Source organism: Enterobacter sp. AN-K1 (assembly GCF_020971765.1).
In the GTDB taxonomy this organism is placed as follows: domain Bacteria; phylum Pseudomonadota; class Gammaproteobacteria; order Enterobacterales; family Enterobacteriaceae; genus Enterobacter; species Enterobacter hormaechei_C.
In genome coordinates, this window is the sequence record NZ_CP087390.1 from 1,706,243 (window position 1) to 1,731,329 (window position 25,087).

Annotated in this window: 22 protein-coding genes; 9 read left to right on the forward strand and 13 right to left on the reverse strand. The window is 55.7% G+C overall.

The features are described from left to right. Positions 1–136 precede the first annotated feature (136 nt). From gltB to LOC22_RS08225, 4 genes are all read left to right on the forward strand, one after another. Positions 137–4,597 (forward strand): glutamate synthase large subunit, encoded by a 4,461-nt coding sequence (gene gltB, locus LOC22_RS08210; RefSeq protein ID WP_017382722.1) that lies wholly within the window; start codon positions 137–139, stop codon positions 4,595–4,597. 9 nt (positions 4,598–4,606) lie between these two features. Beyond that, positions 4,607–6,025: a glutamate synthase subunit GltD gene (gene gltD / locus LOC22_RS08215; RefSeq protein WP_017382721.1), complete on the forward strand. Its 1,419-nt coding sequence runs from the start codon at positions 4,607–4,609 to the stop codon at positions 6,023–6,025. Positions 6,026–6,212: 187 nt separating this feature from the next. Beyond that, the gene (gene codB / locus LOC22_RS08220; RefSeq protein WP_017382720.1) at positions 6,213–7,463 is read left to right on the forward strand and encodes a cytosine permease; all 1,251 of its coding nucleotides are present in this window, start codon (positions 6,213–6,215) and stop codon (positions 7,461–7,463) included. After that, on the forward strand, positions 7,453–8,745 hold the full coding sequence (locus LOC22_RS08225; protein ID WP_163293897.1) for a cytosine deaminase: 1,293 nt from the start codon (positions 7,453–7,455) through the stop codon (positions 8,743–8,745). The genes codB and LOC22_RS08225 overlap by 11 nt, the downstream gene beginning before the upstream one ends. Before the next feature lie 89 nt (positions 8,746–8,834). On the opposite strand, the gene nanQ is transcribed toward LOC22_RS08225, so the two are convergent. The 10 genes from nanQ to zapE form a co-directional block, all read right to left on the reverse strand. Next, positions 8,835–9,302 (reverse strand): N-acetylneuraminate anomerase, encoded by a 468-nt coding sequence (nanQ, locus tag LOC22_RS08230; RefSeq protein WP_023295505.1) that lies wholly within the window; start codon positions 9,300–9,302, stop codon positions 8,835–8,837. Then, on the reverse strand, positions 9,302–10,174 hold the full coding sequence (nanK, locus tag LOC22_RS08235; protein WP_015571999.1) for an N-acetylmannosamine kinase: 873 nt from the start codon (positions 10,172–10,174) through the stop codon (positions 9,302–9,304). Before nanK ends, nanQ begins: the two co-directional genes overlap by 1 nt. Positions 10,175–10,262: 88 nt before the next feature. Continuing rightward, complete coding sequence (locus LOC22_RS08240) at positions 10,263–11,753, reverse strand: MFS transporter (protein ID WP_015572000.1); 1,491 nt, start codon at positions 11,751–11,753, stop codon at positions 10,263–10,265. Positions 11,754–11,865: 112 nt separating this feature from the next. Beyond that, positions 11,866–12,759 carry an N-acetylneuraminate lyase gene (gene nanA / locus LOC22_RS08245; protein WP_017693901.1) on the reverse strand — a complete coding sequence of 298 codons (894 nt, stop codon included), beginning with the start codon at positions 12,757–12,759 and terminating at the stop codon, positions 11,866–11,868. A gap of 122 nt (positions 12,760–12,881) precedes the next feature. Beyond that, the gene (gene nanR / locus LOC22_RS08250; protein WP_017382717.1) at positions 12,882–13,664 is read right to left on the reverse strand and encodes a transcriptional regulator NanR; all 783 of its coding nucleotides are present in this window, start codon (positions 13,662–13,664) and stop codon (positions 12,882–12,884) included. A 102-nt stretch (positions 13,665–13,766) separates the two neighbouring features. Continuing rightward, complete coding sequence (gene sspB, locus LOC22_RS08255; RefSeq protein WP_026080566.1) at positions 13,767–14,264, reverse strand: ClpXP protease specificity-enhancing factor; 498 nt, start codon at positions 14,262–14,264, stop codon at positions 13,767–13,769. A 5-nt stretch (positions 14,265–14,269) separates the two neighbouring features. Beyond that, entirely contained in the window at positions 14,270–14,908 is a 639-nt protein-coding gene (sspA, locus tag LOC22_RS08260) for a stringent starvation protein SspA (protein WP_003860438.1), read from the reverse strand. A gap of 307 nt (positions 14,909–15,215) precedes the next feature. Then, on the reverse strand, positions 15,216–15,608 hold the full coding sequence (gene rpsI, locus LOC22_RS08265; protein ID WP_003860436.1) for a 30S ribosomal protein S9: 393 nt from the start codon (positions 15,606–15,608) through the stop codon (positions 15,216–15,218). 15 nt (positions 15,609–15,623) lie between these two features. Continuing rightward, positions 15,624–16,052: a 50S ribosomal protein L13 gene (rplM, locus tag LOC22_RS08270; protein WP_003860434.1), complete on the reverse strand. Its 429-nt coding sequence runs from the start codon at positions 16,050–16,052 to the stop codon at positions 15,624–15,626. A gap of 292 nt (positions 16,053–16,344) precedes the next feature. Next, on the reverse strand, positions 16,345–17,469 hold the full coding sequence (gene zapE, locus LOC22_RS08275) for a cell division protein ZapE (protein WP_017693899.1): 1,125 nt from the start codon (positions 17,467–17,469) through the stop codon (positions 16,345–16,347). 189 nt (positions 17,470–17,658) lie between these two features. Between zapE and zapG the strand changes: the two genes are divergently transcribed. From zapG to degS, 3 genes are all read left to right on the forward strand, one after another. Continuing rightward, positions 17,659–18,057: a Z-ring associated protein ZapG gene (gene zapG, locus LOC22_RS08280; RefSeq protein WP_003860432.1), complete on the forward strand. Its 399-nt coding sequence runs from the start codon at positions 17,659–17,661 to the stop codon at positions 18,055–18,057. A 170-nt stretch (positions 18,058–18,227) separates the two neighbouring features. Beyond that, complete coding sequence (degQ, locus tag LOC22_RS08285) at positions 18,228–19,595, forward strand: serine endoprotease DegQ (RefSeq protein WP_023295506.1); 1,368 nt, start codon at positions 18,228–18,230, stop codon at positions 19,593–19,595. 92 nt (positions 19,596–19,687) lie between these two features. Beyond that, a complete protein-coding gene (degS, locus tag LOC22_RS08290) occupies positions 19,688–20,755 on the forward strand; it encodes an outer membrane-stress sensor serine endopeptidase DegS (RefSeq protein WP_003860430.1) in 1,068 nt (355 codons plus the stop codon). Positions 20,756–20,806: 51 nt separating this feature from the next. Here degS and mdh read toward each other — a convergent pair whose 3' ends face one another. Then, on the reverse strand, positions 20,807–21,745 hold the full coding sequence (gene mdh, locus LOC22_RS08295) for a malate dehydrogenase (protein ID WP_003860429.1): 939 nt from the start codon (positions 21,743–21,745) through the stop codon (positions 20,807–20,809). A 397-nt stretch (positions 21,746–22,142) separates the two neighbouring features. On the opposite strand from mdh, the gene argR reads away from it, so the two are divergent. After that, positions 22,143–22,613, forward strand: coding sequence for a transcriptional regulator ArgR (argR, locus tag LOC22_RS08300; protein ID WP_003860428.1), 471 nt, complete (start codon positions 22,143–22,145; stop codon positions 22,611–22,613). Between the two features lie 378 nt (positions 22,614–22,991). Continuing rightward, a complete protein-coding gene (gene yhcN / locus LOC22_RS08305) occupies positions 22,992–23,255 on the forward strand; it encodes a peroxide/acid stress response protein YhcN (protein WP_006812160.1) in 264 nt (87 codons plus the stop codon). 59 nt (positions 23,256–23,314) lie between these two features. Here the strand turns inward: yhcN and LOC22_RS08310 are convergent, their stop codons facing one another. Together LOC22_RS08310 and LOC22_RS08315 are read right to left on the reverse strand one after the other, a co-directional pair. Continuing rightward, on the reverse strand, positions 23,315–23,587 hold the full coding sequence (locus LOC22_RS08310) for a barstar family protein (protein ID WP_048246795.1): 273 nt from the start codon (positions 23,585–23,587) through the stop codon (positions 23,315–23,317). 45 nt (positions 23,588–23,632) lie between these two features. After that, positions 23,633–25,087, reverse strand: a complete 1,455-nt coding sequence (locus LOC22_RS08315; RefSeq protein ID WP_017382714.1) for an NAD-dependent succinate-semialdehyde dehydrogenase — start codon at positions 25,085–25,087, stop codon at positions 23,633–23,635.

A 25,087-nucleotide genomic window follows, 5' to 3' on the forward strand; every position in this document is an offset into this window, starting at 1 on the left:
GCGCGAAAGGATGAAAAAGAGGGCGAATGCGAGGTCCGCGTATGAAACGCTAACCCCGTCGCCATGCTCTTTCTGCGCCTGTGCGCCACGGTAAAGTTCAGTGGGAAGCCCGACGAGCCTGGGGAGGTTCACTGATATGTTGTACGATAAATCCCTTGAGAAGGATAACTGTGGTTTCGGCCTGATCGCCCACATAGAAGGCGAACCTAGCCACAAGGTAGTGCGTACTGCTATTCACGCACTGGCCCGTATGCAGCACCGTGGCGCCATCCTTGCCGATGGTAAAACCGGCGACGGTTGCGGCCTGCTGCTGCAAAAACCGGATCGTTTCTTCCGTATCGTAGCGGAAGAGCGCGGCTGGCGTTTAGCCAAAAACTACGCTGTCGGTATGCTGTTCCTGAATCAGGATCCTGAAAAAGCTGCCGCGTCGCGCCGCATCGTTGAAGAAGAACTTCAGCGTGAAACCCTGTCGATTGTCGGCTGGCGCGATGTGCCAACCAACGAAGGGGTGCTCGGTGAAATCGCCCTCTCCTCGCTGCCTCGTATTGAACAGATTTTTGTCAATGCGCCTGCGGGCTGGCGTCCGCGTGATATGGAACGCCGTCTGTTTATCGCCCGCCGCCGCATTGAAAAACGTCTCCAGGACGATAAAGAGTTCTACGTCTGTAGCCTCTCTAACCTGGTGAACATCTATAAAGGTCTGTGTATGCCGGCTGACCTGCCGCGCTTCTACCTGGACCTGGCGGACCTGCGTCTGGAATCGGCCATTTGCCTGTTCCACCAGCGCTTCTCCACCAACACCGTTCCACGCTGGCCGCTGGCGCAGCCGTTCCGCTACCTGGCGCATAACGGCGAGATCAACACCATCACCGGCAACCGTCAGTGGGCCCGCGCCCGTACCTATAAATTCCAGACGCCGCTGATCCCGGACCTGCACGATGCCGCGCCGTTCGTGAACGAAACCGGCTCGGACTCCAGCTCCATGGATAACATGCTGGAACTGCTGCTGGCGGGCGGGATGGACATCGTGCGCGCCATGCGTCTGCTCGTGCCACCGGCCTGGCAGAACAACCCGGATATGGACCCTGAGCTGCGCGCGTTCTTCGACTTCAACTCCATGCACATGGAGCCGTGGGACGGCCCGGCGGGCATCGTTATGTCCGACGGTCGTTTTGCCGCCTGTAACCTGGACCGTAATGGTCTGCGTCCGGCGCGCTACGTTATTACCAAAGACAAGCTCATCACCTGTGCCTCTGAAGTCGGGATCTGGGATTACCAGCCAGACGAAGTGGTCGAGAAAGGCCGCGTCGGACCGGGCGAGCTGATGGTGATCGACACCCGCGGTGGGCGTATTCTGCATTCCGCCGAAACAGACAACGATCTGAAGAGCCGCCATCCGTACAAAGAGTGGATGGAGAAAAACGTGCGTCGTCTGGTGCCGTTTGAAGATCTGTCGGACGAAGAAGTGGGCAGCCGCGAGCTGGACGATGACACCCTCGCGAGCTTCCAGAAGCAGTTTAACTACAGCGCGGAAGAGCTGGACTCGGTTATCCGCGTGCTCGGTGAAAACGGCCAGGAAGCGGTCGGCTCAATGGGTGACGATACCCCGTTTGCCGTGCTCTCCAGCCAGCCACGCATTATTTATGACTACTTCCGTCAGCAGTTTGCGCAGGTCACTAACCCGCCAATCGATCCGCTGCGCGAAGCCCACGTCATGTCGCTGGCCACCAGCATCGGCCGTGAGATGAACGTCTTCTGTGAAGCTGAAGGCCAGGCGCACCGTCTGACCTTTAAATCACCGATCCTGCTGTACTCCGATTTCAAACAGCTCACCACCATGACCGAGGAGCACTATCGCGCCGACACGCTCGATATCACCTTCGACGTGACCGAAACGAGCCTCGAAGAGACGGTGAACGCGCTGTGCGATAAAGCCGAGCAGATGGTGCGTAACGGCACCGTTCTGCTGGTGCTGTCTGACCGCAACATCGCGAAAAACCGTCTGCCGGTGCCTGCACCCATGGCGGTGGGGGCTATCCAGACGCGTCTGGTGGACAAGAGCCTGCGCTGCGACGCCAACATCATCGTTGAAACCGCGAGCGCGCGCGACCCGCACCACTTTGCGGTGCTGTTAGGCTTTGGCGCCACGGCAATCTACCCGTATCTGGCCTACGAAACGCTGGCCCGCCTGGTAGATACCCGCGCGATCGACAAAGACTACCGCGCCGTGATGCTGAACTACCGTAACGGCATCAACAAAGGTCTGTACAAAATCATGTCCAAAATGGGCATCTCGACCATCGCCTCTTACCGCTGCTCGAAGCTGTTTGAAGCGGTCGGCCTGCATGACGACGTCGCCAACCTCTGCTTCCAGGGCGTGATCAGCCGTATCGGCGGCGCCGGTTTTGCTGACTTCCAGCAGGATCTGGTGAACCTGTCGAAACGCGCCTGGCTGGCACGTAAGCCGCTGGAACAGGGCGGCCTGCTGAAATATGTCCACGGGGGTGAGTATCACGCTTATAACCCGGACGTGGTGCGCACGCTGCAACAGGCGGTGCAGAGCGGCGAGTACAGCGATTATCAGCAGTATGCAGAGCTGGTGAATAACCGTCCGGCAGCGACGCTGCGCGATCTCATTGCCCTCAATCCAGGTGATGAAGCGGTCAGCATTGACGAGGTTGAACCCGCGTCTGAGCTGTTCAAACGTTTCGACACCGCGGCGATGTCTATCGGCGCGCTGAGCCCGGAAGCCCACGAAGCGCTGGCGGAAGCCATGAACAGCATCGGCGGCAACTCCAACTCCGGCGAAGGCGGTGAAGATCCGGCCCGCTATGGCACCAATAAAGTGTCCCGTATTAAGCAGGTGGCGTCTGGTCGCTTTGGCGTAACGCCTGCGTACCTGGTTAACGCCGACGTGATTCAGATTAAAGTCGCGCAGGGTGCGAAACCGGGTGAAGGCGGTCAGCTGCCGGGTGATAAAGTCACCCCATACATCGCTAAGCTTCGCTATTCAGTGCCGGGCGTGACGCTGATCTCCCCGCCGCCGCACCACGATATCTACTCTATCGAGGATCTGGCGCAGCTGATTTTCGACCTGAAACAGGTCAACCCGAAAGCGATGATCTCCGTGAAGCTGGTTTCCGAACCGGGCGTTGGCACCATTGCCACCGGTGTGGCGAAAGCTTATGCGGATCTGATCACCATCGCCGGTTACGACGGCGGCACCGGCGCAAGCCCGCTCTCCTCCGTGAAATACGCGGGTTGTCCGTGGGAGCTCGGCCTGGTGGAAACCCAGCAGGCGCTGGTCGCTAACGGCCTGCGTCACAAGATCCGTTTGCAGGTGGACGGCGGACTGAAAACCGGCCTCGACATCATCAAAGCGGCGATTCTGGGAGCGGAAAGCTTCGGCTTCGGTACCGGCCCGATGGTTGCGCTCGGCTGTAAATACCTGCGTATTTGCCACCTGAACAACTGTGCAACGGGCGTTGCTACCCAGGACGAAAAGCTACGTAAAAATCACTACCACGGCCTGCCGTTCAAAGTGACCAACTACTTTGACTTCATCGCCCGTGAAACCCGCGAGCTGATGGCGCAGCTGGGCGTGAAGCGTCTGGTAGACCTGATTGGCCGTACCGACCTGCTGAAAGAGCTTGAGGGCTTCACGGCCAAGCAGCAGAAGCTGGAGCTGTCTAAGCTGCTGGAAACCGCTCAGCCGCATCCTGGCAAAGCGGTTTACTGTACCGAGAACAACCCGCCGTTCGACAACGGCGTGCTGAACGCACAGCTGCTGCAACAGGCGAAGCCGTATGTGGATGAGAAGCAGAGCAAAACGTTCTGGTTTGATATCCGCAACACCGACCGTTCCGTGGGTGCGTCCCTCTCCGGTTACATCGCGCAAACGCACGGTGACCAGGGTCTGGCGTCGGATCCGATTACCGCGCACTTCAGCGGTACCGCGGGTCAGAGCTTCGGCGTGTGGAACGCAGGCGGAGTTGAGTTATACCTGACCGGCGATGCCAACGACTACGTCGGAAAAGGCATGGCGGGCGGTCTGCTGGCGGTGCGTCCTCCGGTTGGTTCAGCCTTCCGCAGCCATGAAGCGAGCATCATCGGCAATACCTGTCTGTACGGCGCAACCGGCGGTCGTCTGTTTGCCGCGGGCCGTGCGGGCGAACGTTTTGCGGTGCGTAACTCCGGCGCCATCACCGTGGTGGAAGGCATCGGCGATAACGGCTGTGAATACATGACGGGCGGAATTGTGTGCGTCCTGGGTAAAACCGGCGTGAACTTTGGCGCGGGCATGACGGGCGGTTTTGCCTACGTCCTGGATGAAGACGGTGAGTTCCGCAAACGTGTGAACCCGGAGCTGGTGGAAGTGCTGGACGTTGATACGCTGGCCATCCACGAAGAACACCTGCGCGGTTTAATTACCGAACACGTGCAGCATACCGGTTCTTCGCGCGGCGAAGAGATCCTGGCCAACTGGCCGGCGTTCTCTGCGAAATTCGCGCTGGTGAAGCCGAAGTCCAGCGATGTTAAAGCCCTGTTGGGTCACCGTAGTCGTAGCGCAGCAGAGCTGCGCGTGCAGGCGCAGTAAGGAATTCAGATGAGCCAGAACGTTTACCAGTTTATCGACCTTCAGCGTGTTGATCCGCCAAAGAAACCGCTGAAGATCCGTAAAATTGAATTTGTTGAAATCTATGAGCCGTTTTCAGAAGGCCAGGCCAAAGCACAGGCAGACCGCTGCCTGTCCTGCGGTAACCCTTACTGCGAATGGAAGTGTCCGGTCCATAACTACATCCCGAACTGGCTGAAGCTGGCCAACGAAGGGCGTATTTTTGAAGCCGCCGAGCTGTCTCATCAGACCAACACCCTGCCGGAAGTGTGCGGCCGCGTGTGCCCTCAGGATCGTCTGTGTGAAGGCTCCTGTACGCTGAACGACGAGTTTGGCGCGGTAACCATCGGCAACATCGAACGCTATATCAACGATAAAGCGTTCGAGATGGGCTGGCGCCCGGATATGACCGGTGTGCGTCAAACCGACAAGCGCGTAGCGATTATCGGCGCGGGCCCGGCAGGCCTGGCCTGTGCGGACGTGCTGACCCGTAACGGCGTGAAGGCGGTGGTCTTTGATCGCCACCCGGAGATTGGCGGCCTGCTGACCTTCGGTATCCCGGCCTTCAAGCTGGAGAAAGAGGTGATGACCCGCCGCCGCGAAATCTTCACCGGCATGGGCATTGAGTTCAAACTCAACACCGAAGTGGGCCGCGACGTGCAGCTCGACGACCTGCTGAAAGATTACGACGCCGTGTTCCTGGGCGTAGGCACTTATCAGTCCATGCGCGGTGGTCTGGAGAACGAAGATGCGCCAGGCGTGTACGACGCGCTGCCGTTCCTGATTGCGAATACCAAACAGCTAATGGGCTACGGCGAGACCGCCGATGAGCCGTTCGTCAGCATGGAAGGCAAACGCGTGGTGGTGCTGGGCGGCGGTGATACCGCAATGGACTGCGTGCGTACCTCCATTCGCCAGAATGCGGCGCATGTCATCTGTGCCTACCGCCGTGACGAAGAGAACATGCCGGGCTCTAAGCGCGAAGTGAAAAACGCACGTGAAGAGGGCGTCGAGTTCCAGTTCAACATCCAGCCTCTGGGTATTGAAGTGAATGCCAACGGTAAAGTGAGCGGCGTGAAGATGGCGCGCACGGAGATGGGTGCGCCAGATGCGAAAGGCCGTCGTCGCGCGGAGATCGTGGCCGGTTCTGAACACGTGATCCCGGCTGACGCCGTGGTGATGGCGTTTGGTTTCCGTCCTCACAGCATGGAGTGGCTGGCGAAGCACAGCGTAGAGCTGGACTCTCAGGGCCGCATCATTGCGCCAGAAGGCAGCGATAACGCGTTCCAGACCAGCAACCCGAAAATCTTCGCCGGTGGCGACATCGTTCGCGGCTCTGACCTGGTGGTCACGGCGATTGCCGAAGGCCGTAAAGCGGCTGACGGGATCATGAACTTCCTGGAAGTGTAAGCCCCTCTGACTCCCCGGCAGAAGCATAAAGCGGAACGCTGGGGAGCCTGTTTTCAGTAGCCTACCCTTAAGTTAATGGTACCTTTTTAAGCAAAAAAGCAGCGTAAATCCCGACGTAAACGTTTGCTTTCATGAAAAAAATGTATATTATGCGGCGGATTTTTTGGCCAAAATTCAAGGAGGCGTTGTGTCGCAAGATAACAATTATAGCCAGGGCCCCGTCCCTCTGGCGGCGCGGAAAGGCGTGGTTCCACTCACTTTTGTGATGTTAGGGTTAACGTTTTTTTCCGCCAGTATGTGGACCGGAGGCACGCTCGGTACCGGTCTTTCCTATAATGATTTCTTCCTCGCAGTTCTCTTCGGCAATCTCCTCCTCGGTATTTACACTGCTTTTCTTGGCTACATTGGCGCAAAAACCGGCCTCTCAACCCATCTTCTTGCGCGTTACTCGTTCGGTATAAAAGGTTCCTGGCTTCCCTCCATGCTTTTAGGCGGTACGCAGGTAGGGTGGTTTGGCGTCGGCGTAGCGATGTTTGCCATCCCGGTGAGTAAAGCCACGGGCATTGACGTGAACATCCTGATTGCAGTTTCCGGCCTGTTGATGACGTTAACCATTTTTTTTGGCATCTCGGCACTGACGATTTTATCCATCATCGCCGTACCCGCTATCGTCATCCTGGGTAGCTACTCCGTCTGGCTGGCGGTGGACGGCGTGGGAGGATTGGACCACCTCAAATCCATTGTGCCGCAGACGCCGCTCAACTTTTCCAGCGCGCTGGCGCTGGTCGTAGGCTCGTTTATCAGCGCAGGCACGCTGACCGCCGACTTCGTCCGCTTTGGCCGCAATGCCAAAGGTGCCGTTCTGGTGGCGATGGTGGCATTTTTCCTTGGCAACTCGCTGATGTTTATCTTCGGTGCGGCAGGCGCTGCCGCCGTAGGACAGGCCGATATTTCTGACGTGATGATCGCCCAGGGACTGCTGCTGCCGGCCATTGTCGTTCTTGGCCTGAATATCTGGACCACCAATGACAACGCGTTGTACGCCTCTGGTTTGGGTTTCGCCAATATTACTGGCCTTTCCAGTCGTACGCTGTCGGTGGTTAATGGCATTATCGGTACGCTGTGCGCGCTGTGGCTATACAACAACTTCGTTGGCTGGCTGACCTTTTTGTCGGCAGCGATTCCGCCGATTGGCGGGGTGATTATCGCCGACTACCTGATTAATCGCCGCCGCTATGCCAGCTTCGACCACGCAAAATTTGTGTCCGTTAACTGGATTGCCATTTTCTCGGTTGCCCTGGGTGTTGCTGCCGGGCACTACATTCCGGGAATTGTCCCCGTTAACGCAGTATTGGGTGGCGTCTTCAGCTATTTGGTGTTAAACCCATTCGCCAAACGTACCCTTGCTAATCCTTCGGAGGTTTCCCATGCAGAATAATTCCCTCACTATCCGTCAGGCCCGTTTGCAGGGGCAAGAGGGTTTATGGCAAATCACGATTGAGGACGGACGCTTCAGCCGTATCGATCCTCAGGAAACCGCCTCTGCGCCAGTCGGTCAGGTGCTGGACGCCGAATGCGGGCTGGTTATCCCTCCTTTCATCGAGCCGCATATCCATCTGGATACAACGCAAACGGCGGGTGAACCGAACTGGAACCAGTCCGGCACGCTTTTCGAGGGAATCGAGCGCTGGGCCGAACGCAAGGCGATGCTTACCCATGAAGACGTTAAAACTCGCGCGATCCAGACCCTGAAGTGGCAAATCGCCAACGGCATTCAGTACGTACGTACACACGTTGACGTCTCGGACCCCACCCTTACGGCACTGAAAGCCATGCTGGAGGTGAAGCAGGAAGTCGCCCCGTGGGTCGATATGCAAATTGTGGCATTCCCGCAGGAAGGCATTCTTTCTTATCCGAACGGTGAAGAACTGCTTGAGGAAGCCGTGCGTTTAGGGGCGGATGTCATCGGCGCAATCCCCCACTTTGAATTTACGCGTGAATATGGCGTTGAGTCGCTGCATAAAACGTTTTCCCTGGCCAGAAAGTACGACCGACTGATCGATGTCCACTGTGATGAGATTGATGATGAACAATCGCGCTTCGTTGAAACCGTTGCCGCACTGGCACATCGTGACGGAATGGGTTCACGCGTGACCGCCAGCCATACCACGGCGATGCACTCCTATAATGGCGCGTATACGTCCCGACTGTTCCGCCTGTTAAAAATGTCAGGCATTAACTTCGTGGCAAACCCGCTGGTTAACACGCATTTGCAGGGCCGTTTCGATACCTATCCCAAACGCCGAGGCATCACACGCGTCAAAGAAATGCTGGAAGCGGAGATCAACGTCTGCTTTGGTCATGACGACGTTTTCGATCCGTGGTATCCGCTGGGAACCGCGAATATGCTTCAGGTTCTGCATATGGGGCTGCACGTTTGCCAACTGATGGGTTACGGGCAAATAAATGATGGGCTTAACCTGATCACTACCCACAGCGCGAAAACGCTCGATTTGCAGGACTATGGCGTGCGCGTTGGGAATACAGCAAACCTGGTGATTCTCCCGGCAGAGAATGGGTTTGATGCAGTTCGTCGCCAGACGCCGGCACGATACTCTGTTCGCCACGGCAAGGTGATTGCCGAGACGGTGCCCAGCCAGACAACCTTGCACCTGACGCAGCCGGAAGCGGTGACGTTTAAGCGCCAGAATATCGAATAACATTGCCGGATGGCGGCTGCGCCTTATCCGGCCTGCAAATTACGTTATGCCCGCAGGCCTGATAAGCGAAGCGCCATCAGGCCTATAAACTACGTATCCAGCAAGCGGGCGCGTACCTTCACCACGACTTTCTTTATCTCGCCTGGCTCAAGGATTGCGCATCCTGGCTTATGTGGCTCTCCCGGCATAAATACGGCGCACATCCCCGGCCGGAGGGTGACACACTGTTCACCTGCAATCTCACTGCACAACTGATAATCTTCTTCAGGATGAAAATCTTCACGCTGGCGTGCCGAGCCCGTCACGCCAAAGAGGATGCGCTCTTCTCCCGTCAATAACACCTGGATATCAATATATTGCTCATGCAGTTCCGCTTTCTTCTGGTCTGGAAACTGCGTGGCAAACGTCATCACGTTCATGAAGATATCCTCACCGCGAAGCTCATAACGTCCTGCCGCTTTTTCCAGCGGACGGGCAGCCAGCGCGAGGGTTAGCGCCTCCAGAAGAACGGGATGCAACCCCGTGGAGGGAAGCGTCCGAATCTCACCAAAAAACATCATCTTTCTCCCTGAGCTAACAGCGCCGCGCCCAGTAAGCCCGCATCGTGTCGATAGTGCGCGGCGGTTAATTCAACGTGATAAACAGAAGGATGCTCCTCAAGATACGCGCGGACCCGCGCCAGATACCCTCCTGCCAGCCCGATGCTGCCGCCAATCACCACGCGCTGGCAGTCCATCACCGCTTTCGTGTCGGCAATAAGCCGCGCAAGTACCTGTGCAGAACGTTGGACCAGTTCCGCCGCCTGTTTATTTCCCTCTGCCGCGCGCGCAAAAATCGTTTTTGCATCGCATCCTGCAAGCTCTCCCCTGGCTGCGGCGGCAATACCGCGACCAGACGCGATGGCTTCCACGCACCCCACGCGACCACAGCCGCATTGCGGGCCGTTTGGATCGGCGAGCGTATGCCCAAGATGCCCTGCCAGTCCGCCGCTTCCGGTCACGAGTTTCCCGTTACTGACTACGCCGCCCCCCACGCCCGTTGAAACAGTCAGGAATACCATGTCTTTAATTTCCTTCGCACTAACGTGATATTCCGCCCATGCCGCAGCCTGAGCATCATTGATCGCCAGGGTCGGCAAACCAGCAATGTCTTCGAGCGTCTGCACCAGCGGAAAATGGTGCAATCCTCCGAGATTTTGCGGGTTAATCGCCAGCAGATTGCCGTCCTGAATGATTCCGGTTGAGGCAATGGCCGCACGCGTTGCCTGGGTCTGTAACGGCTTGACCAGCTCAGCCAGCGCCTCACGCAGTGCGTCAGGCGTCTTACTGGCGGGCGTAGGGCATTCGCGTCGCGCGTGGATCTGTAAACCGTCATCCACCAGGGCGGCGGCAAGTTTAGTTCCACCTATGTCTATCGCCAGTGTCGTCATAGCACCGCCCCGCTCGGAAATGTTTTTATCCCGTTGTGACATACTTCATCCCTTACGAATGTGCCCGGTACAGGTCCGGGCAAGCGGATTAACTTTTGCTTTTCGCTAAAGCGCTTTTATCGCCGCCAAACGGGACGGCTCCGCTGAAAGGTTTACCGTCAATAGCGTCATGCGTACGCAGGGCTTCTGGCCTGATCCAGCGCTGAACGCGGGAGGGCATATCCAGACCAATAAGCAAGATCACCACAAACGTCAGGCCAAAGGAGAGCGATCCCAGGGCCGTGCCCAGCGCCATATCCTGCGACAGCAGCGCGCCAATCACCGGGGCAATCGCGCCGCCCAACGCGCCAACGTTGTAGGTAAAGCCCAGACCCGCCGCACGCTGGTCGGTATCGAAATAGCCGCCGATGAGTTTGGGTAAGATCCCGGAGATCCCCTGCCCCAGCATCTGCTGGAAAAAGAGTAACAAGCCCAACACCCAGACATTGGCGCCGCCGATCGCAAAGACGGGAACAATCAGGAGCTGTGAGGCCAACAGGCTACAGACATAGGCCTTGCGGGTGCCAAGCCAGTCACCGAGAAAACCACCCACGCAGCAGCCTACTGCCGCGCCGAAGCCGCTAAAGAACAGCACCTTCGCCACCGTTGAGGGATCATAGGCCAGGTCGGTTTTCAGATAAGTGGGTAATAGCGCCTGAATCGGCCAGGAGTAGAGAAAGGCGAAGAGTACGACAACCATCAACGTGACGCCCGTCGGCCAGCGTTTACCGCTGCTTTGCACCATAAAGCTGATAAAGACGATGGCGCACAGCAGGCCGAGAATAACGACCAGCCCCGCGTTGTTGAGTTCGCCTGCAAAACAGAACCACAGCGCCGTACCGGCAAACAGCGTCATCGCCATATTGATGACGCGGTATTTGCCGCGATACAGAATATCAACCATGGTGCGCACCGGGGCTTTGCCTTCGTGCTTCGCTTTCCAGTCCTCAGCTTCCGGAATATTTTTCCGCAGCCACAGGGCAAAGACGATGGGCAGAATGCCGATAAAGAACAGCGCCCGCCAGCCCCAGACGGGCACGACAAGGCTGTAGACCTGGGCCGCAACCACGGCGCCGACGGAGAAACCGGAAATCAGAAAACCACTCGCCTTGTTGCGCAGGTGCTTTGGCCAGCTTTCAATCACATAGGTTGCGCTGGAGCCATATTCCCCCGCCATCCCCATGCCTATCACCATGCGGGCGATAAACAGGGTGACGTAACCCGGCGCAAAACCGCAGGCCAGCGTACCGCAGGAAAAGAGCACGATGCTGGTGATCATCGCCAGCTTGCGGCCATAGCGGTCGCCCATGGCGCCCAGCAGCAGGCCGCCGAACCAGCGCGATATAAAGGCCGCCGAAATCAGGCTCGCCGCTTCCACTGTCGTCAGGGCAAACTCGCTTTTTATTTCTGTCAGGACTAAGGCTATCAATACAAAATCGAAGCCATCAAGCAGATATCCCAGCCAGGCGGCGGAGAAGGCGCGCCACTGAGGACGGGTAAGATGGCGGTACCACGGGATGCTTTGGGTAGACTTACTCATTTCACTCTCCCGACGATTTCTCTGTCGTTTTGCCGGATGGCGGCTGCGCCTTATCCGGCCTACGTAGCATGTTTTTGTAGGCCGGATAAGGCGAAGCGCCCCCGGCTATGCGTTAGCGTTTTTCCGCCATTAGCTGCTCCGCCAGCGCTTTCAGCGCTGGCACGAATTTTTCATCCACAGGGGCAAACGGCTTACGGCACAGCGGCACGGATACCACGTCCATATAGTGCAGAACCGTTTTCAGACCACGGAACACCCCGGCTTTAATCAGCAGATCGATCACCGTGTTGCATTCGCTTTGCAGGCGCTGTGCGGTGGCGTTATCCCCTTCACGAACTGCTTTAGCGATCGCCTGGTAGCGCCAGCCCATAATGTTGTAGGTGCTGCCGATCCCCCCGTCAGCGCCGGCCAGCAGGCCGGAGGCGAAGATCTCGTCATAGCCGTTGTAGAGCACCAGATCCGGATGTTCACGACGGATCTGCTCCATCTGGAAGAGATCGCCGGAGGTTTGCTTCAGCGCGCCGACGCCAGGCAGCGTTACCAGCGTGTTGATCTGATCCAGCGTTAACTTAACGCCGCTTAGCGCAGGGATGTTATAAACCACCATCGGCAACCCCTCCGCGGAGTCAATAATTGCACGATAGTGGTCGCAATGTTCTTCAAAGCTAAAGGGATAGTAAAACGGTGTGACGGCGGATACAGCGTCAAAACCGACGCGGGCGGCGGCCATGGCTAACTGCTGGCTTTCCGCCGTGCTGACGCAGCCAACATGGGCGATGAGCGTGATTTTCCCCTTCGCCTCTTCCGCCACAATCTCCATCACCTGCTCTCGTTCCGAAAGGCTCTGTACAAAGGCCTCTCCCGTTGAACCGCCGACGTACAGCCCATCGATACCCTGTTCAATATTGAACCGCACCAGACGGCGCAGGCTTTCTTTATCCAGCATCTGCTCAGAGTTAAACGGGGTCAGGAGTGCGGCCATTACGCCGCGTAATTGCGTTGCCATAGTTACCTCAATCGATCGTGTGTTTGTTATAACGACATACCTTTATACCTGTTATACCAGATCAATTAAGCAGCAGTAGAATACAGAACGCTTATATTGCGATCTGCTTCACTAAAGGATCGTTATTTTTTGGCTTTTGAATGCTGGCCGAAAGCGTGCCAGGTGGCGGAGACGCTGTTAAGGTGAGTTTGCAACGCCCGATCCGCTTCATCGGGATCGCGGCGGCGGATCGCATCCACAATTGCGATATGCTGGCGATAGCTGACTTCATTATGCTGATAAAGCTCTGCGTCCGGCACTTTAGGACGCGCCGCAATTAACCAGTCAAGCAGCGCAACGTGGATCGCATTGAAGATCGGATTGCCGGGGATCTCCGCCAGCACGCGGTGAAAATCGACATCGGAACGAATAAATAGCGTGTTGTCATCCAGGGACTGGCTGTTGATCTCCAGGGCTTTCGTGAGCTGCGCAATCTGATCGTCAGTGGCATATTCTGCGGCATAACGAACGAGGCTGGATTCAAAGAACAGGCGAAGCTGCTCGAAATGGGCAATACCGCCGGGCTGGGTCAGAAAGTCTTTCGCCATTCCCGACAATTCACTGATGATGGTATCGGCAGACGGCATGGTTACGCGGGCACGTTCACCGTTGTTAATCTGCACCAGCCCTTTACGCTTTAGCGCCGCCAGCGCTTCGCGCACCGAGGGGCGACCCACGTTGAAGAACTCCATCAGTTCGCGCTCGGAGGGTAACTGCTCTCCCTGGGCAAATTCCTTCCGACGGATCATCTGCTCCAGCTCTTCTTCCACCATATCAGACAGTTTTTTGCGCGCCAGCGGCCGACGGCGCAGGCTGCGACCAATGGTTTCATCAGAGTTTTCAGCTTTAAGATCAGTCGGTTTCATTGCAGTCCGGTGCCATTGAAGGAAAACAGTTCATCATAACACAGGAAATTAGAGGGGGCGAAAAGGGACCGAAAGCAAAACAGGCCCGTCGGGCCTGTTTGTTTATTTCACAACGCGCAGTGCGGGACGACCACCGCGTGGTGGTGGCTCGTCATCCGGATCGGTGTCGTCATTATGATCGGGTTTATCGCCATCGATGACAGACATTACCGTGTCGCTTTCGCGTTCATCGGATGCCTCATCATCATTCAGGCTGGCAACCTCTTCATCATAAGCCGCTTCCGGCTCAAACATGGTGCCCGCACCGTTTTCACGGGCGTAGATAGCCAGCACAGCTGCCAGCGGCACGGAAACCTGACGCGGCACGCCGCCGAAGCGCGCATTAAAGCGCACTTCGTCGTTCGCCAGCTCCAGGTTACCCACTGCGCGTGGCGCAATATTCAGTACAATCTGTCCGTCGCGCGCGTATTCCATTGGAACCAGCACGCCCGGCAACGTCACATCCACAACCAGGTGCGGCGTGAGCTGGTTATCCAGCAGCCATTCATAGAAGGCGCGCAGCAGATACGGACGGCGTGGTGAAAGTTGTGACATTTCCACAGTCATTAGCCTCGGCCGAGACGCATTTCACGTTCCGGTTCAGTTAAAGATGCCAGGAAAGAGTCGCGTTCAAAGACGCGAGTCATATAGCCTTTCAGCTCTTTCGCGCCAGGGCCGCTGAACTCTACGCCCAGGGTTGGCAGACGCCACAGCAACGGAGCCAGGTAGCAATCCACCAGGCTGAACTCGTCGCTCAGGAAGAAAGGCTTTTGACCAAAGACTGGCGCGATTGCCAGCAGCTCTTCACGCAGCTGTTTACGTGCAGCATCCGCTTCAGAAGAGGAACCGTTGACGATAACGTTCATCAGCGAGTACCAGTCTTTCTCGATACGCTGCATGTACAGGCGGCTTTCACCACGCGCAACAGGATAAACAGGCATCAGCGGCGGATGCGGGAAACGCTCATCCAGGTATTCCATAATGATACGGGATTCCCACAGGGTCAGCTCGCGATCCACCAGCGTCGGTACGCTTTGGCTCGGGTTGAGATCGATCAGATCCTGAGGCGGGTTATCCTTTTCCACATGCTCGATCTCAAAACTGACACCCTTCTCGGCCAGCACGATACGAACCTGATGGCTATAAATGTCAGTAGGACCAGAAAACAGCGTCATTACCGAACGTTTGTTGGCAGCGACAGCCATGAAAACCTCCAGGTATATTCAGAATTTTTACTGCTACCAGCCCAACGGGGCCAGCCAGATGATGTATCGCCCATCCCAGAGAAGACACATTGTTCAAGAATCGAACAAAAATCGAGTATTCACCGATATTTGGGCAGAAAATTGGATGATAGTTTACCAGATTTTGATGGCTTTGTGGTGAGGGGATTCCGGAAATGTGGAAAAAGAGAAGATATATGAAATGTTACTGTGGATAACCTGCGCATTATCCATAAAAAAACCCGCCGAAGCGGGTTTTTCGCCAATCGTTCTGCGTAAGCAGAATGGATTAACGTTTGGAGAACTGTGGACGACGACGTGCTTTACGCAGACCCACTTTCTTACGTTCAACCTGACGAGCGTCACGAGTAACGAAGCCAGCTTTACGCAGTTCAGAACGCAGGGATTCGTCGTACTCCATCAGCGCGCGGGTGATACCGTGACGGATCGCACCTGCCTGACCGGAGATACCACCACCTTTAACGGTGATGTACAGATCCAGTTTTTCTACCATATCAACCAGTTCCAGCGGCTGGCGAACTACCATGCGGGCAGTTTCGCGACCGAAGTATTGTTCCAGAGAACGCTGGTTGATTACGATTTTACCACTGCCCGGTTTGATGAAAACGCGAGCTGCGGAACTTTTGCGGCGACCAGTGCCGTAGTATTGATTTTCAGCCATTGCCTATAATCCCGATTAGATGTCAAGAACTTGCGGTTGCTGTGCCGCGTGGTTGTGCTCGTTGCCTGCGTAAACTTTCAGTTTACGGAACATAGCACGACCCAGCGGGCCTTTTGGCAGCATGCCTTTAACCGCGATTTCAATCACACGCTCAGGACGGCGGGCAATCATCTCTTCAAAGGTCGCTTCTTTGATACCACCGATGTGGCCGGTGTGGTGGTAGTACATTTTGTCAGTACGCTTGTTGCCGGTAACAGCAACTTTGTCAGCGTTCAGAACGATGATGTAATCACCGGTATCAACGTGCGGAGTGTATTCCGCTTTATGCTTACCGCGCAGGCGACGAGCCAGTTCAGTAGCCAGACGGCCCAGAGTTTTACCGGTCGCGTCAACAACATACCAGTCGCGCTGTACGGTTTCTGGTTTAGCTGTAAAAGTTTTCATTAAAAGCTTACCCAAATAATAAGTTACACGTTGGTGAACACCCAAACGTTTAGTCAGTTGAGGTTCACACGACAAAGTCCGGCAAACCTACCCCTTCGAATAGCACATGCCGACACATAGAAAGTTTCGGGAAAAAAACCTTCTCGTAACGTGGGGTCGCAAGATTATAGAGAAGTTGAGGTCAAAGATCGACCCTTAAATGTGATTTGGAATGGGTTTTTCGGGGTCAGGTATTGTGCGGTCTGGTGCCCTCACCCCCAGCCCCTCTCCCACGGGGAGAGGGGAGCATTTATTATGGCATATGCTCACGCTTGAGGTACTCTTCGCTCTGCATCTCTTGCAGGCGCGACAGGCAGCGCTGGAACTCAAACTTCAGGCGCTCGCCCTGATAAACCTCATATAAAGGCACCTCGGCGCTGACCACCAGCTTAACGTGGCGCTCGTAAAACTCATCTACCAGCGCGATGAAGCGGCGCGCTTCGCTCTCCATGAGTGGGGTCATAACGGGCACATCCCACAACATAACGGTATGGAACAGACGCGAAAGTGCAATGTAGTCATGCTGGCTGCGGGCGTCCACGCAGAGCGTTGCAAACGAGACGGCCAGCGTCTGGTTTTCTACGCCAAGCGTCGGCAACGGACGATGATTAATCTCCAGCGCTGGCGCGTTATCCCGCGGCGCTCCCGCCAGCGCCAGCCACAGTTTATCCATCTCGCGGGCTGTGTCGGCATTCAATGGCGAAAGCCACAGGTGTGCCTGCGTTAATGTGCGCAGACGATAATCGACGCCGGCATCGACGTTCATGATGTCGCAGTGCTGTTTGATAGCATCAATGGCCGGCAGGAAACGCGCCCGCTGGAGACCATTGCGATAAAGCTCATCCGGCGGGATATTGGAGGTCGCCACCAGAGTGATCCCACGCGCAAACAGCGCTTTCATGAGGCCCCCCAACAGCATGGCATCCGTAATATCGGAAACGAAGAACTCGTCGAAGCAGAGCACGTCCGTTTCCGCCTTAAAGCGATCGGCCACAATGTCCAGCGGGTCGGTTTCGCCCTGGAGCGCCGTCAGCTCTTCATGGACCCGCAGCATAAAACGGTGAAAGTGCAGGCGCTGCTTACGCGTGCCGGGCAGGCTCTGGTAGAACATGTCCATCAGCCAGGTCTTACCCCGCCCAACGCCGCCCCACATATATAAGCCACGAACCGGTGCGTTTACCGTGGGCTCTTTTTTGCCCAGTAAACGGCCGAATGCCGCCTTCAGCCCACTGCTCTGCACCGCATCGGCGGGTTTCGCCAGAAGTTCCTGATAAATCGTGTCCAGGCGGTTAACCGCTTCACGCTGGACATCATCCGGCTGGTGTGTGCCCTCGCTCAGGGCCAGTTGGTAACGCGATGAAGGGGACAGGTTTTGCATGATGTTGTTGTTATTCCTTTAGTTAAACCTCACCAGCGCGCGTGGCTGATGAAAAAAAGGCCGTTCTACACTACGCGATGATACGTCAGGATTCCACTTCTGCGGAAATAGCGGTTATAGTGGCATAATCAGGCACAGGCAGGAGCCGAGCCAACACCCTACGGAACAACAAGACAACGGGAGAAGTTCATGACCTGGGAATATGCGCTAATCGGTTTAGTCGTCGGCATCATCATTGGTGCTGTGGCCATGCGTTTCGGTAACCGCAAATTGCGTCAGCAGCAGTCACTGCAATACGAACTGGAAAAGAACAAAGCCGAACTGGAAGAATATCGCGAAGAGCTGGTCAGCCACTTTGCCCGTAGCGCTGAGCTGCTGGACAACATGGCGACAGATTATCGCCAGCTCTACCAGCACATGGCGAAAAGCTCCAGCAGCCTGCTGCCGGAAATGACCGCGGAGACCAACCCCTTCCGCAATCGTCTGGCTGATTCTGAAGCCGGTAACGATCAGGCTCCGGTTCAGATGCCACGCGACTATTCAGACGGCGCGTCCGGCCTGCTGCGCGGTGGCGTAAAACGCGATTAATCGCACAACCTGAATAAATTTTACGGGCGCACCTTATGCGCCCGTCCTTTCTTCCCGTCCCCAGCTATTATTTAGTCAAACACCTCATTGTTCAGCGGTTGAAAATTCAATAACATCAAGATGTTTTTGAGGCCGTTCTTTTTCATTCCAGGATACGAGAGTCAGCATCAATGAAGAAAAAAAACCAGCTGTTGAGCGCCTTAGCGTTAAGTGTCGGGTTATCTCTCTCGGCGTCCTTCCCCGCCAGTGCGGCACTGCCTTCGCAGGTGCCTGGACAAGAAGCCATTCCCAGCCTTGCGCCGATGCTTGAAAAAGTCCTGCCTGCGGTAGTCAGCGTTCAGGTGGAAGGGACGGCACGCCAAAGCCAGCGTATTCCTGAAGAGCTGAAGAAATATTTTGGCGAAGATGCGCCGGATCAGCAGGCTCAGCCCTTTGAAGGCCTGGGCTCAGGGGTGATTATCGACGCGGCTAAGGGCTATATCCTGACCAATAACCACGTGATCAGCCAGGCCGATAAAATCAGCGTTCAGCTGAACGATGGCCGGGAGTTTGACGCCAAACTGATCGGCGGTGACGATCAGAGTGATATCGCCCTGCTACAGGTGCAAAACCCCAGCAATCTGACCCAGATCGCCATTGCAGATTCCGATAAGCTACGCGTCGGTGATTTTGCCGTCGCGGTCGGTAACCCGTTCGGCTTAGGCCAAACCGCCACCTCCGGGATTGTCTCCGCCCTGGGGCGCAGCGGCCTGAATCTCGAAGGGCTGGAAAACTTCATCCAGACCGACGCCTCCATCAACCGGGGCAACTCCGGCGGTGCGCTGCTTAATCTGAACGGCGAGCTGATCGGCATCAACACCGCTATCCTCGCGCCAGGCGGCGGCAGCATCGGGATTGGTTTTGCCATTCCGAGTAACATGGCGAAAACCCTGTCTCAACAGCTGATTCAGTTTGGCGAGGTTAAGCGCGGTCTGCTGGGCATCAAAGGCATGGAGATGAGCGCCGATATCGCCAAAGCCTTTAAGCTCAACGTCCAGCGCGGGGCGTTTGTCAGCGAAGTGCTGCCCAACTCAGGCTCTGCGAAAGCGGGCGTGAAATCCGGCGACATTATTGTCAGCCTGAACGATAAACCGCTGAGCAGCTTCGCTGAATTACGATCACGTATTGCCACCACGGAGCCGGGCGCTAAAGTGAAGCTGGGCCTGATCCGTGAGGGCAAACCGCTGACTGTGGAAGTGACGCTGGACAAGAGCACCTCCTCTTCCGCCAGCGCAGAACAGATCTCCCCGGCTCTACAGGGCGCTACGCTGAGCGACGGTCAGCTTAAAAACGGCACGAAAGGCATTTCTGTCACTACCGTTGAGAAGAGCAGCCCGGCCGCGCAGGCAGGTTTACATCAGGACGACGTGATCGTGGGCGTGAACCGCACTCGCGTGCAGTCTATTGCCGAAATGCGTAAGGTGCTGGAGAGTAAACCGGCGGTCATTGCCCTGCAAATTATCCGTGGCAACGACACCCTCTACATTTTACTGCGTTAACCATTTGCGACTCCGGACATCGCCGCTGCGTGTGATGTCCGGATAACTCATGTTATGCTGCAAACCGTTCCTTTTTTAACGACACACGCATCATGCTTTTAAAGCTCTTTCGTTCAATTGTCATTGGTTTGATCGTTGCCGGTCTGCTGCTGGTGGCTATGCCATCTTTACGCCAGTTCAACAAACTGTCGGCTCCTCAGTTCGACAGCACGGATGAAACGCCTGCGACGTACAATCAGGCGGTACGCCGTGCCGCCCCCGCCGTGGTTAACGTCTATAACCGCGGGCTTAACAGTTCCGCTCATAACCAGCTGGAGATCCGCACGCTCGGTTCCGGTGTGATCATGGATGACCGGGGCTACATCATCACCAATAAACACGTCATTAACGATGCCGACCAGATTATCGTCGCCTTACAGGATGGCCGCGTGTTTGAAGCCCTGCTGGTGGGGTCGGACAGCCTTACCGACCTGGCGGTGCTGAAGATCAACGCCACGGGCGGTCTGCCGACAATCCCGATTAATCGCAAACGCACCCCGCACATCGGCGATGTGGTGCTGGCGATCGGTAACCCGTACAACCTGGGCCAGACCATCACTCAGGGGATCATCAGCGCGACCGGTCGAATCGGCCTGAACCCGTCAGGGCGGCAGAACTTCCTGCAAACCGATGCCTCAATCAACCACGGTAACTCCGGCGGTGCGCTGGTGAACTCTCTGGGCGAACTGATGGGCATTAACACCCTCTCCTTCGACAAGAGCAACGACGGTGAAACGCCGGAAGGGATTGGCTTTGCCATTCCGTTCCAGCTGGCGACCAAGATCATGGACAAGCTGATCCGCGATGGCCGCGTGATCCGTGGCTACATCGGTATTGGCGGGCGTGAAATCGCGCCGATGCATACGCAGGGCGGTGGTATCGATCAGATCCAGGGGATTGTGGTCAACGAAGTGGCGCCTGGCGGCCCGGCGGCCAACGCAGGTATCCAGGTGAACGACGTTATCCTTTCCGTCAACGGTACGCCAGCGGTCTCTGCGCTGGAAACCATGGACCAGGTGGCTGAGATTCGCCCGGGCTCCATCATCCCTGTTGAAGTCATGCGTAATGACAAGAAGCTGACGATTCAGGTCACCATCCAGGAATACCCGGCCACTAACTGACGGGCATAAAAAAACGGAGCTTAACGCTCCGTTTTTTTTACCGGGATAAGATCACTTGTTAACGAATTCTTCGCCCAGCGTAATGTCTTTCTTCAGCGTATCCAGCATGCCTTCCATCGCGTTTTGCTCAAACGCGCTCAGCGTGCCGATAGACTTACGCTCTTCAACACCGTTTTTACCCAGCAGCAGCGGCTGAGAGAAGAAGCGCGCGTGTTCACCGTCGCCTTCAACATAGGCGCATTCAACAACGCCTTTTTCGCCCTGCAACGCGCGAACCAGAGACAGGCCGAAACGTGCCGCCGCCTGGCCCATAGACAGGGTTGCAGAACCGCCACCCGCCTTCGCTTCCACCACTTCGGTGCCTGCGTTCTGAATACGTTTGGTCAGATCAGCCACTTCCTGCTCGGTGAAACTCACGCCCGGGATCTGCGACAGCAGAGGCAGGATGGTCACGCCAGAGTGACCGCCGATAACCGGCACTTCCACTTCCGTTGGCTGCTTGCCTTTCAGCTCAGCCACGAAGGTATTGGAGCGGATGATATCCAGCGTAGTTACGCCGAACAGTTTGTTCTTGTCGTAAACGCCCGCTTTCTTCAGCACTTCTGCTGCGATAGCAACGGTGGTGTTCACCGGGTTGGTGATGATCCCGATGCACGCTTTCGGGCAGGTTTCAGCGATCTGCTGAACCAGGTTTTTCACGATGCCCGCGTTGACGTTGAACAGGTCTGAACGATCCATACCCGGTTTACGTGCAACACCCGCGGAGATCAGCACCACGTCGGCACCCTGCAACGCAGGACGCGCATCTTCACCGGAGAAGCCTTTGATTTTCACAGCTGTCGGGATGTGGCTCAGGTCAACCGCCACACCTGGGGTTACCGGAGCAATATCGTACAGGGAGAGTTCTGAGCCTGAAGGCAGTTGGGTTTTCAGTAGTAGGGCAAGCGCCTGGCCGATACCACCAGCAGCGCCGAGAACTGCGACTTTCATCCTAAACTCCTTATTATGGTTAACTTAAGTATCTGTAACTCCGTTGCGGCGACCATAATTCAGCACGTCATTAATTACAATTTTCATCGCTAAAGAATTTGAGGTCGCACGTCTTTCGCCTTCACCTGAATACTATCGGGATGCAGGCAACAACGAATTAAGAGGGGGTTACAATACACCCTGCCACGCCACCAAAACAACATCATTTTGATAACATTTAATTTACTTTTAAGCTTATTTGCGCGGCGTGACCCAGGCATGTTTTCCGATAACGAAATCTGATAAAATCTCTCCCTTTCATAACATTATTTCAGCCTGGTGCCAGGTAGATAATTTGCATAAAAATTCATCCACATGCATAATAATGTTGTTTCTATCGTCATATTCCGGGTGACTTATGCGAAGCTCGTCTAAGCAAGAAGAATTAGTGAAGGCGTTTAAAGCGCTACTCAAAGAAGAGAAATTCAGTTCTCAGGGAGAAATTGTTCAGGCGTTGCAGGAACAAGGCTTCGACAACATCAACCAGTCGAAGGTCTCTCGCATGTTAACCAAGTTTGGTGCGGTGCGTACGCGCAACGCCAAAATGGAAATGGTTTATTGCCTGCCTGCTGAACTTGGCGTGCCAACGACCTCCAGCCCGCTGAAAAACCTGGTTCTGGACATCGACTATAACGATGCCGTGGTCGTGATCCACACCAGCCCGGGCGCAGCCCAGCTGATTGCCCGCCTGCTGGATTCGCTGGGTAAAGCAGAGGGGATCCTCGGGACCATCGCCGGTGATGACACCATTTTTACCACCCCGGCAAATGGTTTCTCGGTGAAAGACCTCTACGAAGCGATTCTGGTTCTGTTCGAACAGGAGCTGTAATTGTCTGCCCCGTAGCGCCTGGCTGCGGGGATCATTCTGCTCTTTCCGCGTTTTACCCTGCTTTGCTCTGCCTGCTGCTTTTGCAAATAGTGCTTTTTACCGCCTGTTAACATTCATTCAGTGAATGATCTGCCGCAAAATCGCACAAAAAATCAAATTACCATACCCCTTTGATTTACATAAGAAAAAACCACAAACCTCGCATTGTGACGCCCTTTTTTATGCATTCTCGTTATAAAAAATGAATTTTTTAACGCGTAATAACAGACGAAACCATTAGTCTGGTATTAATTTTTTGCGTGATTAGTGTATACTTGATTTTGTGATGAGGGTCACAGAACAAAGACCCCAGTAAAATAATTGACGAGGTAAATAATCATGAAAATTAAAACCACTGTAGCTGCCCTGAGCGTACTGTCAGTCCTGTCATTCGGTGCGTTTGCAGCCGACACTATTAATGCTGAACAGGCACAATCCCGTCAGGCTATCGGGACTGTTTCTGTTGGCGCCATCGGTACGTCTCCGATGGACATGCACGAAATGCTGAACAAAAAAGCGGAAGAACAAGGTGCGTCATCCTATCGCATCATCGAAGCGCGTAGTGGCGACCACTGGCACGCTACCGCAGAACTGTACAAATAAACCCTCGTCGTATCTCATCATACGACTTGCCCCTGACCTCCCGGTCAGGGGCTTTTTTATCACTGGCGCACGTTGAAACGCAGTTGCCCTTCCAGCTCCTCCTCCGCTTCATCAAACAATAAAATCAATGCGCCAAAGCGTCTGCGCAGTTTTTCAGGCAGATGGGTAAATTCGATTTCCAGCGGTAACGGCAGATGATTGCCGGTAACCACATCCCACAGCATATCAAGATTGCTTACGCTGCCCCGCTCCAGGTCGAACGCCCGAATAAACTCGCGATAGAAGTCTTCCTGACTCTCAATTTCGTCAAAATCAAAGGTATAAATTTTCATTGCCAGCCACCCGGTACAGGCGGGCGGCAAATGCCGCCCTGTCTATTATAATCCCCCGATATGCAGGGTTTTGACTTCCAGAAACTCCTCCAGCCCCAGCACGGACCCTTCGCGGCCCAGCCCGGACTCTTTTACGCCCCCAAACGGACCCAGCTCGGTCGAGACCGCACATTCATTAATTCCGATCATGCCGCTCTCAATGGCCTGCGAGACGCGGAACACGCGCGAGAGATTCTGGGTATAAAAGTAGGCTGCCAGCCCGTAAGGCGTATTGTTAGCGCGCATAACCACTTCGTCTTCCGACGTGAAGCGGAAGCAGGCGGCAACGGGACCAAAGGTCTCCTCTTCTGCCAGCTTCATGCCTTCATGGCAGTCACCGAGTACGGTTGGCATCCAGAAGTTGCCGCCAAGTTCGTGCGGTTTACCCCCAGCCAGCACCGTGGCGCCCTTCGCTACCGCATCTTCGACGTGCTCACGGACTTTTTCGACAGCCGAAGGCTCAATCAGCGGGCCGACAACGACGCCCTCGTCCAGACCGTTACCCACCTTCAGCGCCTTCACCGCATCGGCAAGTTGATTGACAAACTTGTCATAGACCGTCTCCTGAATATAGAAACGGTTTACGCTGACGCAGACCTGCCCGGCGTTACGGAACTTATTGGCGATCGCGCCTTTGACGGCGGCCTCAATATCCGCGTCCTCGAAAACGATATATGGCGCATTACCGCCCAGCTCCATCGATACCTTTTTCATGGTCTCTGCGGAATTGCGAACCAGCGTTTTCCCGACGGCGGTTGATCCGGTAAACGAGATTTTGCGCACGTCATGGCTGGCCATAATGGCGTCACTAATTTCTGAGGTGCTCCCCGCGACCGCATTCAGCACACCATCCGGCACACCGGCCTGCTTCGCCAGCGTCAGCAGCGCAAAGGCGCTCAGCGGCGTGTTGTTTGCAGGCTTGATGACGCCGGTACATCCTGCTGCCAGCGCCGGGCCGAGCTTACGGGTGAGCATGGCCATCGGGAAATTCCATGGCGTGATAGCAGCAACCACCCCGACAGGTTCACGAGTGGCCAGAATACGGGAGCCGGGTTTAACCGGAGGAATGATTTCACCGTTGGCGCGCTTGGCCTGCTCGGCAAACCACTGAATGAAGCTGGCAGCGTAGTCCACCTCACCTTCAGCCTCTTTCAGCGGCTTGCCCTGCTCGGTAGTCATCAGTCGCCCGAGCCAGCTTTTATTCTCGATAATCAGTTCATACCAGCGATAGAGGATCGTGGAGCGCTCTTTTGCCGTTTTTGCGCGCCATGCGGGAAAGGCCTTCGTCGCGGCCGCAATGGCCTCTTCGGTTTCGGCTTTCCCTGCTTTCGCCACTTTCGCGACCACCTCGCCCGTGGCCGGGTTTAGCACATCAAACGTGGTGTCGAGTGTTTTCCAGATACCGTTAACCAGATACCCGGTCTGAAAAAGGATACTGTCCTGAAGAGCCTGGGTTGTCAT